The sequence below is a fragment of the Bradyrhizobium elkanii USDA 76 genome, assembly GCF_023278185.1.
Classification (GTDB): domain Bacteria; phylum Pseudomonadota; class Alphaproteobacteria; order Rhizobiales; family Xanthobacteraceae; genus Bradyrhizobium; species Bradyrhizobium elkanii.
In genome coordinates, this window is record NZ_CP066356.1 from 253,055 (window position 1) to 266,707 (window position 13,653).

Below are 13,653 nucleotides of genomic sequence, written 5' to 3' on the forward strand. Positions count from 1 at the left end.
GACTTTGTGATGCAAAGTAACGTCGCGCTCAAGCCGGAAGCCGCCATCAGGCTCCATGTCGGCATCATCATGGACGGCAACGGCCGCTGGGCGACGCGACGCGGCCTGTCGCGCCTGCGCGGACACGAGGCCGGCGTCGAGGCGATCCGCCGCATCGTCGAGGCCGCGCCGGACCAGGGCGTCGGCACGCTGACACTCTACGCCTTCTCGAGCGACAATTGGCGCCGTCCGAAGGCCGAGGTCGCGGCACTGATGGGGCTGCTGCGGTTCTATCTCGCCAACGAGATCGCCGCGCTGGTGCGCAACGGCGTTCGCCTCACCGTGATCGGCCGCCGCGACCGGCTGCCCGACGGCATCGCAGCCGCGATCACGCGCGCGGAGGCCGAGACCGCCGGCGGCACCACGCTGCATCTGCGCATCGCGATCGATTATTCGGCGCGCGACGCCATCCTGAACGCGGCCGCGCGCGCGGCCGGCGCCGGCGAGCTGAGCCGCGAGACTTTCGCCGATCTCATCACCGGCGAGGCCGGGCTGCGCGACGTCGATCTGATCATCCGCACCTCGGGCGAGAAGCGGCTGTCGGACTTCCTGCTCTGGGAGGGCGCCTATGCCGAGCTGCACTTCACCGAGCGGATGTGGCCCGAATTCGATGCCGACGATCTCGCCGACGCACTCGGCTCCTTCCATCGCCGCGAGCGCCGCTTCGGCGGACTGACCGCGATCGCGCCGGCGGAGGTACCGAACCTCTAAAGCATGATCCGGAAAAGTGCGAAGCGGTTTTCCGAAAAGATCATGCTCAAACAAGGAGCTAAAGCGCGATGGTGATTCAACCTAAGCTCATCGCGCTTTAGCGCGTCAGGCCGCGCCAACTGCTCTCTTCCTAAAGCCCGGCCGGGGGGTTGGGCTCTCTCACAAGATGCGGGGACGAACGATCACGCCAACCAAAGCGGGAGCGATCATCCATGCGCATTCTTCTCATCAACGTACCGCATCCGGCGATCGGCAGCCGGATCCCCGACGACCATCTGCCGCCACTCGGCCTGTTGTCGATCGGCGGGCCGCTGATCGATGACGGCCACGACGTCGGTCTCATCGATGCCGAGTTCGGGCCGATGCCGGTCGAAGCCATCGTGGCGGAGGCATCGAGATTTGCACCGGATGCGGTGCTGTTCGGTCATTCCGGCTCGACGTCGGGCCATCCGGTCATCGCGGAGGTGGCGCAGGCCATCGTCAAGGCCGTGCCCGGTGTGCGGATCGTCTATGGCGGCGTGTTTCCGACCTATCACTGGCGCGACATCCTGCGCGAGGAGCGCTACGTCACCGCGATCGTGCGCGGCGAGGGCGAAGAGACTGCACGGCGTCTGATGCGGGCTCTGGAGGCCGGCGAGGATCTCAGCATCATCAACGGCATCGCATTTCGCGACGATTATGGGCCGCGCGTCACGCCGCCTGCGCCTGTCATCCGTGATCTCGATGCCTATCGCATCGGCTGGGAATTGATCGATCACGCGCGCTACAGCTATTGGGGCGGGCTGCGCGCCGTCGTCGTGCAGTTCTCGCGCGGCTGTCCGCATCTCTGCAATTACTGCGGCCAGCGCGGCTTCTGGACGCGATGGCGGCACCGCGATCCCGTGCGCTTCGCGAAGGAGCTGGCGCGGCTCCATCGCGAACACGGCGTCAAAGTGATCAATTTCGCCGACGAGAATCCGACCGTCTCGAAGAAGGCGTGGCGGACTTTTCTCGAGGCCTTGATCGCGGAGGATGTCGATCTGATCCTGGTCGGCTCGACCCGCGCCGACGACATCGTGCGCGACGCCGACATCCTGCATCTCTACAAGAAGGCGGGCTGGCAGCGCTTCCTGCTCGGCATGGAGAATACCGACGAGAAGACGCTGGAGCTGATCCGCAAGGGTGCGACCACCACGATCGATCGCGAGGCCATCCGCTTGATGCGCCGGCACGGCATCCTGTCGATGGCGACCTGGGTGGTCGGCTTCGAGGAGGAGACCGATCGCGATCATTGGCGCGGCCTCAGGCAGCTGTTGTCCTATGATCCCGACCAGATCCAGATGCTGTACGTCACGCCGCATCGCTGGACGCCGTATTTCCGTCTCGCGGCGGAGCGACGCGTCATCCAGACCGATCGCAGGCTCTGGGACTACAAGCATCAGGTGCTGGCGACCCGGCACATGCCGCCATGGCGCGTGCTGCTCTGGTTCAAGTTCACCGAGATGGTGCTGCAATGCCGCCCGAAGGCGCTGCTCCGCGTGCTGCTTCACCGCGACGCCGGACTTCGTCACGCGATGCGCTGGTACACGCAGATGGGCCGCCGGGTCTGGCCGCATGAAATTCTCGGCTTCCTGCGCGACAAAAGACTGACGCACGGGCCGACCGTGCAGGAATTTTGGGGCGCGCCGCAGGATATGGAGGAGGAATCGATGTCGTCGCACCGGCCTGAGCGCCGCGTCGGCACGTCACGCGCAGCGTAAGTCGATACCGTCTTGCCGGGTTCTGGATAACTGGCGCTGATGACTGGACGCCTGAGTCATCAGCGCGATAATTTCCAGGTCGGCTGCGCAGAACAAAAAGAACCGTGGCGGTCGAGGCGTCGAGTTGAGCATACAGGTTGCGATCTTAAAAATATTGGTCAGTCACGTCGGCGGCAAAGCCACACTCGATTCACTCAAGCACGATCTCGCAATCCTCTCATCGAGCGGCGACGATTGGCATGCGCGGATCAAACGTCTGGCGTCGCGGGTCCCCGAACTCGACATCTTTAGCAATCGCTATGTGGTGCGTGACGTCGAAGGCTGGGAGGTCACATCGGCCGGTCGCGAGTTCCTGCGTGCACTGGAAGCGGTCACGCAGGACAATCTGCCGTCCGCGCCAGCGGCCGAGACCGCGATCCGCGCCGAGGGCAAGCTGATCGTGGTCGGTCACCGCTTCAAAAGCCGGGTGCGGCCACAGCGTGATCCCGAACAGAGCACATTGGCGCGCCGCCGACCGATCCGCGAGCCGCATTGAACCTCACTGCGCGGCACGCGACCTACCTTCGGGACGTGGCTCCGGAGGTCGCAGATGACTGCTTTGGCTCAATCGATCGCACGCGCGTTTCCGGCCAATTCGCTTCGGAGCAGCATCGCCCGGCATGTCCTGCTGTTTGCCTCCGCGGTCCTGTTCGTCGCGGCGCTCAGGGCAAGCTACGGCCTCGATCTCAGCGCGGGCTTCTTCTGAGGCATGCTCAAAAGGTCGCGCGACACTTCTTTTCCGCTTCAAGTCATATTGGGTTAACCGGACCGAGGTAGCTAGGCGCACGCTTTCCTTGCATCTCGAACCCGGGCCGGTTTTCCACGGACAAGCCGATGCGCTGCCAGTGCGGCCGGACGCGAACCATTGTGCTCGACAAGCATTTCCGCACCGCGCTGATATGCCCGAAATGCGATGAGGGGTCAGCTGGCCGGGCCGACGAGGCCGGAGGAACGGGTGTTGACCGTACGCTGAAGCGCGATGAGATCAGGTTGAATCGTCATCGCGCTCTAGCTCGTTGTTTAGGCATGATCTTTCCGGAAAACCGCTTCGCACTGTTCCGGATCATGCTCTGCGCGGTCGTTTTCGGCGCCGAAACCCGCTAGGTTCCGTCTGACGAAACGGACCAAAGCGAAACCCGATGCCGCAGCCTGCCCATACCGCCGCCATCACCCTTGCCGACATACGCCGTGCCGCGGATGTGATCCGGGATGCGGTCATGGTCACGGCCTGCAACGAGAGCCGCACGCTGGGCGAGATCTGCGGCTGCCGCCTGTTCCTCAAATTCGAGAACCTGCAATTCACCGCGACCTTCAAGGAGCGCGGCGCGCTGAATCGCCTGCAGGCGCTGTCGCCCGAGGAACGCAAGCGCGGCGTGATCGCGATGTCTGCCGGCAATCACGCCCAGGGCGTGGCCTATCACGCCAAGCGGCTCGGCATCCCCGCCACCATCGTGATGCCGATCGGCACGCCGATGGTGAAGATCGAGAACACCAGGCGGCACGGCGCCGAGGTCATCATCACCGGGCAGACGCTGGAAGAATGCTTCGCGTTCGTCGGCTCGCATGCCGCGCAGAAGGGCCTGATCCTGATCCATCCCTATGACGATCCGCTGATCATCGCCGGCCAGGGTACGATCGGACTTGAAATGCTCGCGGCGGTGCCGGAGCTCGATATCCTGGTGGTGCCGATCGGCGGCGGCGGGCTGATCTCCGGCATTGCCACCGCCGCGAAGGCGCTGAAGCCGTCGATCCAGGTCGTCGGCGTGCAGGCCCAGCTCTATCCGTCAATGTACAATGCGGTCAAAGGCGAGCAGCTGCCGATGCGCGGCGACACGCTCGCCGAGGGCATTGCGGTCAAGGCGCCCGGGCAGATCACCACGAAAATCGTCCGCCAGCTCGTCGACGACATCATCCTGGTCAGCGAGGACCAGATCGAGCGCGCGGTCGCGACCCTGATCTCGATCGAGAAGACGGTGGTCGAAGGCGCCGGCGCCGCCGGCCTCGCCGCCGTGCTCGCGGCACCGGCGCGTTTTGCCGGCCACAATGTCGGCCTGGTGCTGACCGGCGGCAATATCGACACCAGGCTGATCGCCTCGGTCCTGACCCGCGAGCTCGCGCGCGAGGGGCGGCTGACGCAACTGGCGCTCGACATCGTCGACCGGCCCGGACAGCTCGCGGCGGTGTCGATCCTGCTTGCCGATGCCGGCGCCAATATCATCGAGGTCTCGCATCAGCGCACCTTCTCCGATCTTCCGGCGAAGGCGACGCTGCTCGAGCTCGTGATCGAAACCCGCGACCGCGCGCATCTGGAAGAGGTGCTGGCAAGACTCGGCGCTGAAGGATTCGCGGTGCGGGAAACTTAGCAGCGTGATCCGCACCTGATCCGTCATCCTGAGGAGGCCGCAACGCGGCCGTCTCGAAGGATGAATCGGCCACCAGCCGGGCCGTCGATCCTTCGAGACGCGCGCAAGGGCGCGCTCCTCAGGATGATGGTTCATAGATTCGCCGGACTGACTGTCTAGTCCTTGGCCGCCAGCTCGGCGAGCTTCGCGATGGTGTTGATGTTGCGCGCGGTGCCCGTGGCGGCGGCGGGGATCCTCAGCTTCGAGCGGCCCATGCCGCTGCCATAGGCGACATAGATCTCGCGCTTGCCGAGCCGCACCTGTTCGTCCTGCTGGCCCTTGATGTCCTTCAAGGCGTCCTTCGGCGGCGGCTCGTCGAGGAAGATCGCGACAGTAGAGTTCGGCGGCGCCTTAGGAAACGGATTGGCCTTCAGCACTGCGGCGATCTCGTCCGCGCTGCGGACGACGACGCCGACCGGCTTGCCGGCATAGGCCTGCAGCCGCCGCTCCAGCGCGGCCTTGACCTTGGCCGCGCCGAGCTTCGAGGAGAACACGACATTGCCGCTGGCGATATAGGTCTGCGCGTCGGCAAATCCCTCGTCGATGCACATCGCCTTCAACTCGGTCATCGGCAGCTTGCCGGTACCGCCGACATTGACCGCGCGCAGCAGGGCGACGTAACGCGGCATCGACTAGCCGTCGGCTTTCTTCTTCGCGGGCTTCCTGGCCGGCGGCGGCTCTTCCATCGCCTTCTTCATGGCGCGGGCATAGGCGTCGGCGGCGTTCTCGGCCGAATTCTGCAACCGCTTGGCGGTCGCGCTTGCGTTCAGCATCGTGCTCTTGGCCAGGAAGCGGAAGCGCGCCTTGGCCTCCTTGTCCTTGGCCTTGCCCGCGCGCGCGACCCAGACGGCCTGACGTTTCCTGGCAGCCGCCATCACGGCCTTGGTCTGCGCTTTTGCGGTTTGCCGGATGACGGCGTCGAGGTCGGCTTCGGCCATTCAGATGCACTCATTGGACTGGGACGTGCGCCGGGGTGGGCGCACGGAGGGAGGGGAGCTACCCCTAGCGTAACCGGTGCCGTTTGAACATGCGATCCTTTTACGAGGTCCCTGAGGATCGGATCGACCCTGTATCGAGGATCGCGCCGCGTGCGCTAGTCTCCTGACGACCCCGGCGGCACCTTCGCGCCGGCGAGCAGTCCGGCCAGCTCCACCTGCCGGCCCAGTCCGGTCTTGGCCAGCACCGCCTTGAGCTGGTTGCGCACCGTTTCGCGGGAGATGCCGAATGCGCCGGCGATGGCCTCGACGGTGCGTCCTTCGCCAATGCCGCGCGCAACGCGCGCCTCCGCCGGCGTCAGGTCGAACAGGCCCTGCAGCACTTCCGCGGTCGGCACCTCGGCCGGTACCACCGGCGTCACGATCACGATCGCCGCCGCGCGGTCGAACAGGTCACGCGCCGCGCCATGGATCGGGACCAGATGCACGATCAGCGGCGGCCGGTCCTCCTGCGCCGCGATTGGCACCGAGCGCACCTCCACGCCGATCAGTCCCTGATCAAGCGCGGCCAGCGCCTGGGCGAACAGCGTGTCGGCAGTGGTCGCCGCCAGCGTCAGGCGCTCGGCGCGATCCTGCATCACGTCGGGCACCAGGCGGTCGAACAGCGTGTTGGCCGCCATCAGGCGGCCGCCGCGCCGCAGCACTGCCGCGGGCAGGCCGAGCATCGCCAGCGATTCGGTGGCCGCCCTGGCGCGCTCCATCCCGAGCCGCGCCGACAGCAGCGCGGCGCGCGCCAGATGCGGCCGCAGCGCGTCGAGTTGCTCGATTGCTTCCCGCTCGATCGGCCCGTGCTGGTATTCGCGCTCGACGCTGTAGATCAGCACATCGCCGCTCGGCACCGGGATCGCAGTACCGGCGCCCCATCCGAGCCCGCGCGGGCGGAAGAATTCGCGGATCTGGAAATCCTGCTGCACCTCCTCGGGCGTATCGAACACATCGATGTCGCGCAGGAAGCCGGCATGGTTGGCCGCGAGCAGGCGCGGCAATCGCCCGTTGCGCTCGTGCCAGCCGCCTTCGACATAGGCCACCGTGTCGTCATGCATGTCGGGGGACGCGACCCAGCGGACGTCGTGCGGGGCCGCCGTCAGCAGCACGATACCGCGCGCACGCGCGATGGCACCGACCTGATGCAGGACAGTCGGCCACAATTCGGGGACGACCGCGGCCTCATAGGCCAGTTCAATCAGATGCTCGTGCAGGTCGTTCGCCATCGGTCATCCCAAAAACCGTTGTTGCCCAATAGATAAACCCGGCGACCCCGGAAATATTGCGTAAAGCAATTCAGCCCGAGCCACGAGTCCGGGTTATTCCGGTGCGCGTTCACGCGCATCAGGGAGAATTACGACGTTTTCGCCGCTCTTCTTCGCGATTTTCGTGCGGGCGCGTGGGGCCTCGCTCGGTCGGCTGCGAACCGGCGCGCGGCCGCCGGCGCCCGGACGACGAATTCGAAGGCCGATGCCAGGTCGGCGGGTCAAGCCCAAGGCTTGATAGAGACGCGATAATCAGGGCCCGACGATCATCGCCGCGTGTGGCGAAATCGAAGCTCCGTGACAGGCGGAAATATTCCGAAGCATCCCGAAACCTGAGAGGCGCTGCGCCAGACCAGCCGGCGTCACCCATTTGCAACGCTGCACGCGATCGTTCGCGCATGAACATCCTTTAATTTGTATCCGCGCAATCCGTAGCGCCAGCTAGGGCATGATCCGGAGAAGTGCGAAGCGGTTTTCCGAAGAAGATCATGCCGAAGGGGCGGTCCAAAGCGTGATGACGATTCAAACCTGATCTCATCGCGCCTTGAGCAGCCACCTCTGACATTCATGCGAGCCAATCGTCGGCTCGGGGAGAGCTGATGATCAGCCGCAGGGCTCTTTCCGGATTGTTGATGACGCTGGTCGGCCCCTCGTCGCGGGCCGGCAACGACCGGCTGGCGCTGGACCATTGCCAGGGATCATGCGCGAATGTCGACTTGCCGACCCTTGGCTACGATCAGTTCTGCCGGTCGTTGTTCGATATCGCGGCAAGCGGCAGGCTGCATGCGGTCGCAACCGGTTCGGAGATTCGCGGAGAGATGCGATCTTTGTTCCGGGCGCGGCGGCTTTATCGGCCGTCGCACGACGAGATCCGGGTTCACTGGCGCGCGCCCGCAGATGGATTCTCGGTCGTGAAGGTCGAGTTCGATCTGGAATGCGGCGTGCCGGTGCGCGGATGTCTTGGAATTCCCGACGGAGAATTCAAGGGATTGATCCTGCTCGGCCACGGCATGGCGAGCACGCCGGAGCGCTGCTTCGACGATGCCGACAAGGACTACATGAACGCGCTCGGCCAACGGCTATGTCGGGACGGTTATGTCGTCTGGTGTCCTTACATTGTCCAGATCGGAAATCAGGAGAGCCAGAACAACATCGCCGCGATGCTGGCATCCCACGGCGTCTCCGCTCACAACGTGTCGTGCGCATCGCTCGACGCTGGTGAAATCGTCTGCCGCAAGCTCACCGGCGCGTCAGGGCTGAATGTCGGCGTGTACGGCGTGTCCTGGGGCGCCTTTCTCGCGCTCCATCTGGAAGCCGCGACGGGGCGGATGCGGCCCACTGTCGTGTCCGGATATATGCGCGACGAGAAGAGGTTTCTGACCTCGCCCGTGATCAGCAAGAATCTCGGCATCGAACTTGCGGCCTACATTCATTTCAGCAGCGGCCGCGCCAAGTACACCGGCGCGGAGCTGGCGTACCTGCTCTGCCCGTGCCCGCTGTTCGTCGAGATCGGGAGCCGTGACGATGCAAACGCCGTGGAACTTGGGCGCGACGAGAAGTTTTCGCAAATGCAGTCGATCTACGCATCGTCAGGCCATCCACATTTGATCGACATGGACGTCTTCGACGGTGTGCACGAGGTCAGCGGCAAGCGCGCGCGACCATGGCTATCCGAACATCTGGCGTCGCCAGCCTATCAAGACACCGCTCGCCTGAAGAACGCCGTCGCGCTGTGAACGCATGGTCCGCGGCCGCGTCCGATCCGTCGTCGACCTCGCGCAGAGCTGACCTCGACCATACCGAGGTAGCGCTCACCTGCATCACATTGCTGGGAGTTTTCGGTGTCCGCGGCATGCCCCGCGCTGGACGGCGGTCGCAATCGCGGTGCGATTGCAGCGCCGCGACGTTTCTTAAAACTGTAAACTGTCTTCAGCCGAGATCGCTGGAACAAGGTCGATCAGGTTACAGGATTGTCGGATTGGCCGCGTTATGATCTGCTGCAATGCACCTGCCCATCCTGACCTTCGGGTCTGAGGGAACTCGACGTCATATCCGTCTCGTAGCGTCTGTTGGTAGCCGAAGGGTTGGACTGCATGAGTGGTACGGAACGCGTGCTCGGTGGCTTGGCAGGGGTTCTCGTATCGGCGGGGTTGGTGGCGGCAGGAGTATCGGCAGCTCATGCCCAGGCGGGGCCGCCTGGGCCTCCTGCCGTGGGCGTGTTCGAGGCGGTGAAGCGGCCGGTCACCGAAACCAATGAATTTCTTGGGCGCATCGAGGCCCCCAACCGCGTCAACGTGGTGGCGCGCGTCACGGCCTTCCTGGACAAGCGGAACTTCGTCGAGGGTGCCGAGGTCAAGGCCGGCGATCTCCTGTATCAACTCGAGCGCGGCCCGTTCGAGGCTGACCTTGCATCGAAGAAGGCGCAGGTCGCCCAGTTGCAGGCGACGCTGGTCAACGCCAAGCTGACCACCGATCGCGCCAAGGCCCTGATGGGCGGCCCGGCCGGCCAGCAATCCAATGTTGATGCGGCGGTCGCCAACCAGCAAAGCCTCGAGGCGCAGGTGCAGGCCGCGCAGGCGCAGGTCGACCTCTCCCAGATCAATCTCGACTACACCATGATCCACTCGCCGATCGACGGCAGGATCGGACGCACCGCGGTTACCGAGGGCAACGTCGTGACGCCGAGCTCGGGAATCCTGACGACCATCGTCAGCCAGGACCCGATGTACGTCACCTTTCCCGTGCCGGTGCGCGAGGCGCTCGATCTGCGCGACCGTTATGCGACGCGCGGCGGCTTCAAGGCCGTCGTCATCCGCCTGCGGTTGCCGGACGGCCGGCTCTTCGACAAGACCGGCGAGCTGAATTTCGTCAACAACACGATCGCGCAGAACACCGATACCATCTCGCTGCGCGGCACCATCCCCAATCCGCCGACATATACCTCCGTCGCGGCCGGCGGCTCGCTCCGCGAACTCACCGACAATGAGTTCGTGACCGTGCTGCTGGAAGGCGTGCAGCCGGTCGAGGTGCTCGCGATCCCGCGTTCGGCGGTGCTGTCGGACCAGCAGGGCGAATATGTCTATATCGTCGGCGCGGACAACAAGGCCGAGCAAAGGCGGATCCAGCTTGGGCAATCGACCGCAACGATCGCGGCGGTGACGAGCGGCATCTCGCTCGGCGACAAGGTGGTCGTCGAGGGATTGCAGAAGGTCAAGCCGGGCGAGGTGGTGGCGCCGGGGCCTGTTAGCGCGCTGATCCAGTCGAGCATGAAGGTTTCGGCGGACGGCGGCGCCAGCAGCACGCCGAAATCGACGGGCAATAACCCATGATTTCCGCTGTCTTCGTCGATCGTCCGCGGCTTGCGATCGTCATCGCGTTCGTGATCACGATCGCGGGCGCGCTGGCGCTGATGCAGATTCCGGTCGCCCAGTTTCCGGACATCGTGCCGCCGCAGGTCACGGTCTCCGCCGTATTCCCCGGCGCATCGGCTGAAGTGGTGGAATCGAGCGTCGCCCAGCCGCTGGAAGCGCAGGTCGTGGGCGTCGACAAGATGCTCTACATGAAGTCGACCAGCGGCAATGACGGCAGCTACACGCTGACGGTCTCCTTCGCGCTCGGCACCGATCCTGATATCAACACCGTCAACGTCAACAACCGCGTGCAGAGCGCGCTCGCGCAGTTGCCGACCGAGGTGCAGGCGCAGGGCCTGACCGTGCAGAAGAAATCCTCGGCGGTGCTGCAATTCATCGTGCTGTACAGCAAGAGCGGCGAGCAGGACCCGCTGTTCATCACCAACTACGCCATCATCAACGTGCTGGATGCGATCTCGCGCACGCCGGGCGTCGGACAGGCCTCGCTGTTCGCGAAGCTGAACTACTCGATGCGGATCTGGTTCGACACCCAGCGTCTGACCAGCCTCAATCTGGCGCCGTCGGACGTGATCGCCGCGATCCGGGCGCAAAGCGTGCAGGCGCCGGTCGGCCGCATCGGCGCCCGTCCGATCAGCAACGATCAGCAGTTCCAGTTCAACGTGCAGACCCAGGGCCGCCTGACGACATCCAAGCAGTTCGGCGACATCGTGCTGCGGGCCAATCCGGATGGATCGGTGCTGCGGATCAGGGACGTCGCCCGCGTCGAGATCGGCGCGCAGAACATGGATTCGGAGTCGCGGATCGACGGCAATCCCGGCGTGCCGATGGGCATTTATCTTGCGCCCGGCGCCAATGCCGTGACCACGGCCAAGGCGGTGCAGGCCACGCTTGCGCGGCTGTCGGAGCGGTTTCCGCCGGGGCTGACCTACCTCGTGCAGTACGACTCCACCACCTTCGTGTCCGACACGATCAAGGAAGTGATGAAGACGCTCGGCGAGGCCTTCGTGCTCGTCGTGATCGTGGTATTCCTGTTCCTCGGCAATCTGCGCGCCACGGTGATCCCGGCGGTCGCGGTTCCGGTCAGCCTGATCGGCGCCTTCGCGGTGCTGCTGGCGCTCGGCTATTCGGCCAATACGGTCTCGCTGCTGGCGATGGTGCTTGCGATCGGCATCGTGGTCGACGACGCCATCGTCGTGGTCGAGAACGTCGAGCGCGTCATGGAGGAGGAGCCGGAGCTGTCGCCAGCCGACGCCACCAAGAAGGCGATGGCGCAGATCACGGCGCCGATCATCGCGATCTCGCTGGTGCTGCTCTCGGTGTTCGTGCCGATCGCGTTCATCCCGGGCATTTCCGGCACGCTGTTCCGCCAGTTCGCGGTGACGATCAGCGCCGCGATGGTGATCTCGGCGCTGAATGCGCTGACCTTGTCGCCGGCACTGTGCGCCGTGTTCCTGCGCCATGGCGGGCCGCGCCGCGGCATCATGGGACGGGTGCTCGGCAGCATCGACTGGGTCCGCGACCGCTACGCCGGCGTGGTGCAACGGCTGGTTCGTGTGGCGGTGCTGTCGCTGGTCGCGGTGCTGGTGTTTGCCGGCGCGGTGTTCGGCGTGTCGAAGATCACGCCGACCGGCTTCCTGCCCGAGGAGGATCAGGGCGCCTTCTTCATCGCGGTGCAATTGCCCGACGGCGCGTCGGTGGCACGCACCAGCGAGGTCACCAAGCAGGTCGAGACGCTCTTGAAGAAGAATCCGGCGATCGACCATGTGCTGTCGATCATCGGTTTCTCGCTGCTCGACGGTGCCAGCGAGCCGAATTCGGCATTCATGGTGGCGCGCATGAAGGCGTTCGCCGACCGCAAGGCCGTCACCGACTCGGTGCAGGCGGCGATCGGGCAGACCTTCGTCGGGGGATCGCAGATCCGTCAGGCCTCGGTGCTGCCGTTCAACCTGCCGCCGATCATCGGGCTTTCGACCTCCGGCGGCTTCGAATATCAGCTTGAGGCGCTGGAAGGGCAGGATCCGGCTTCGCTCAGCAGCGTGATGGGCGGGCTGATCGGCGCGGCGAACCGCAATCCGAATCTGGCCCGCGTGTTCTCGACCTTCACCGCGACCAACCCGTCGGTCTATCTCGATATCGATCGCGCCAAGGCGCAGGCGCTCGGCCTCAATATGGCCGACGTCTTCACCGCGCTGCAGGCCACGCTCGGCGGCATCTACGTCAACAACTTCAACCTTTTCGGTCGCACCTGGCAGGTCAATGTCCAGGGCGACGCGGCCGACCGCCGCGACATTCCCGACATCTGGCAGATCTATGTGCGCAACAGCGGCGGCGAGATGGTGCCGATCCGCTCGATCGCGTCCTTGCGGATCGTGACCGGCCCGCAGGTGATCACGCGCTACAACAATTATCGTTCGGTCACCGTGAACGGCAGCCCGGCGCCAGGCGTGTCCTCGGGCACCGCAATCGCGACGATGGCCGACCTCTCCAAGTCGACGCTGCCTTCGGGCTATTCCTATGAATGGACCGGCACCGCCTATCAGGAGCAGGCCGCCTCCGGCCAGACCGGCATCATCCTCGGGCTCGCGGTGCTGTTCGCCTATCTGTTCCTGGTTGCGCTGTATGAGAGCTGGACAATCCCGATTCCCGTGCTGCTGTCGGTCACGGTCGGCGTGTTCGGTTCCTATCTTGCGATCAAGCTCGCGGGCCTGAACCTCGATCTCTACGGCCAGATCGGCCTCGTGGTGCTGATCGCGCTCGCCGCCAAGAACGGCATCCTGATCGTGGAATTCGCCAAGGAGCAGCGCGAGGCCGGCAGGCCGATCGCGGAAGCCGCGACGATGGGCGCGCAAATGCGCTTCCGCGCGGTCATGATGACCTCGATCGCCTTCATCCTCGGCCTGGTGCCGTTGGTGGTCGCGACCGGCGCTGCGGAAATCAGCCGCCGCGCGGTCGGCACCGCAGTGTTCGGCGGCATGCTCGCCGCAAGCTCGGTCGGCATCTTCCTGGTGCCGATGCTCTTTGTCACCTTCCAGGGCTGGCGCGAGGCTGCCAAGAACCGGTTCGGTCGTCGGGGCAAGGCGGAACAGCCGGCGTCGCATTGAGCTTAA

The 13,653-nt window shown here is 65.0% G+C and carries 12 protein-coding genes; 9 read left to right on the forward strand and 3 right to left on the reverse strand.

The window, feature by feature from the left end:
* Positions 1 to 9: 9 nt before the first annotated feature.
* The 6 genes from JEY66_RS01205 to JEY66_RS01230 all read left to right on the forward strand — a co-directional run bounded on the left by JEY66_RS01205 (position 10) and on the right by JEY66_RS01230 (position 4,891).
* Complete coding sequence (locus JEY66_RS01205; RefSeq protein ID WP_018269238.1) at positions 10 to 750, forward strand: di-trans,poly-cis-decaprenylcistransferase; 741 nt, start codon at positions 10 to 12, stop codon at positions 748 to 750.
* A gap of 212 nt (positions 751 to 962) precedes the next feature.
* Positions 963 to 2,489, forward strand: coding sequence for a magnesium-protoporphyrin IX monomethyl ester anaerobic oxidative cyclase (bchE, locus tag JEY66_RS01210; protein ID WP_016843610.1), 1,527 nt, complete (start codon positions 963 to 965; stop codon positions 2,487 to 2,489).
* 124 nt (positions 2,490 to 2,613) lie between these two features.
* Positions 2,614 to 3,024 (forward strand): aminoacyl-tRNA deacylase, encoded by a 411-nt coding sequence (locus JEY66_RS01215; RefSeq protein ID WP_240536776.1) that lies wholly within the window; start codon positions 2,614 to 2,616, stop codon positions 3,022 to 3,024.
* A gap of 54 nt (positions 3,025 to 3,078) precedes the next feature.
* Positions 3,079 to 3,234: a response regulator gene (locus JEY66_RS01220; protein WP_168388490.1), complete on the forward strand. Its 156-nt coding sequence runs from the start codon at positions 3,079 to 3,081 to the stop codon at positions 3,232 to 3,234.
* A gap of 161 nt (positions 3,235 to 3,395) precedes the next feature.
* Entirely contained in the window at positions 3,396 to 3,632 is a 237-nt protein-coding gene (locus JEY66_RS01225) for a hypothetical protein (RefSeq protein ID WP_125459389.1), read from the forward strand.
* A 35-nt stretch (positions 3,633 to 3,667) separates the two neighbouring features.
* Positions 3,668 to 4,891: a threonine ammonia-lyase gene (locus JEY66_RS01230; protein ID WP_016843606.1), complete on the forward strand. Its 1,224-nt coding sequence runs from the start codon at positions 3,668 to 3,670 to the stop codon at positions 4,889 to 4,891.
* A 155-nt stretch (positions 4,892 to 5,046) separates the two neighbouring features.
* Here the strand turns inward: JEY66_RS01230 and JEY66_RS01235 are convergent, their stop codons facing one another.
* The 3 genes from JEY66_RS01235 to JEY66_RS01245 all read right to left on the reverse strand — a co-directional run bounded on the left by JEY66_RS01235 (position 5,047) and on the right by JEY66_RS01245 (position 7,136).
* On the reverse strand, positions 5,047 to 5,559 hold the full coding sequence (locus JEY66_RS01235) for a DUF1697 domain-containing protein (protein WP_016843605.1): 513 nt from the start codon (positions 5,557 to 5,559) through the stop codon (positions 5,047 to 5,049).
* Between the two features lie 3 nt (positions 5,560 to 5,562).
* Entirely contained in the window at positions 5,563 to 5,868 is a 306-nt protein-coding gene (locus JEY66_RS01240) for a hypothetical protein (protein WP_018269236.1), read from the reverse strand.
* A gap of 155 nt (positions 5,869 to 6,023) precedes the next feature.
* Positions 6,024 to 7,136 carry a helix-turn-helix transcriptional regulator gene (locus JEY66_RS01245; RefSeq protein ID WP_018269235.1) on the reverse strand — a complete coding sequence of 371 codons (1,113 nt, stop codon included), beginning with the start codon at positions 7,134 to 7,136 and terminating at the stop codon, positions 6,024 to 6,026.
* A gap of 638 nt (positions 7,137 to 7,774) precedes the next feature.
* Between JEY66_RS01245 and JEY66_RS01250 the strand changes: the two genes are divergently transcribed.
* The 3 genes from JEY66_RS01250 to JEY66_RS01260 all read left to right on the forward strand — a co-directional run bounded on the left by JEY66_RS01250 (position 7,775) and on the right by JEY66_RS01260 (position 13,647).
* A complete protein-coding gene (locus JEY66_RS01250; RefSeq protein ID WP_125459359.1) occupies positions 7,775 to 8,911 on the forward strand; it encodes a hypothetical protein in 1,137 nt (378 codons plus the stop codon).
* 357 nt (positions 8,912 to 9,268) lie between these two features.
* On the forward strand, positions 9,269 to 10,504 hold the full coding sequence (locus JEY66_RS01255) for an efflux RND transporter periplasmic adaptor subunit (protein WP_240536777.1): 1,236 nt from the start codon (positions 9,269 to 9,271) through the stop codon (positions 10,502 to 10,504).
* Positions 10,501 to 13,647 carry an efflux RND transporter permease subunit gene (locus tag JEY66_RS01260; protein ID WP_016843600.1) on the forward strand — a complete coding sequence of 1,049 codons (3,147 nt, stop codon included), beginning with the start codon at positions 10,501 to 10,503 and terminating at the stop codon, positions 13,645 to 13,647. Before JEY66_RS01255 ends, JEY66_RS01260 begins: the two co-directional genes overlap by 4 nt.
* The last annotated feature ends 6 nt before the right edge of the window (positions 13,648 to 13,653 follow it).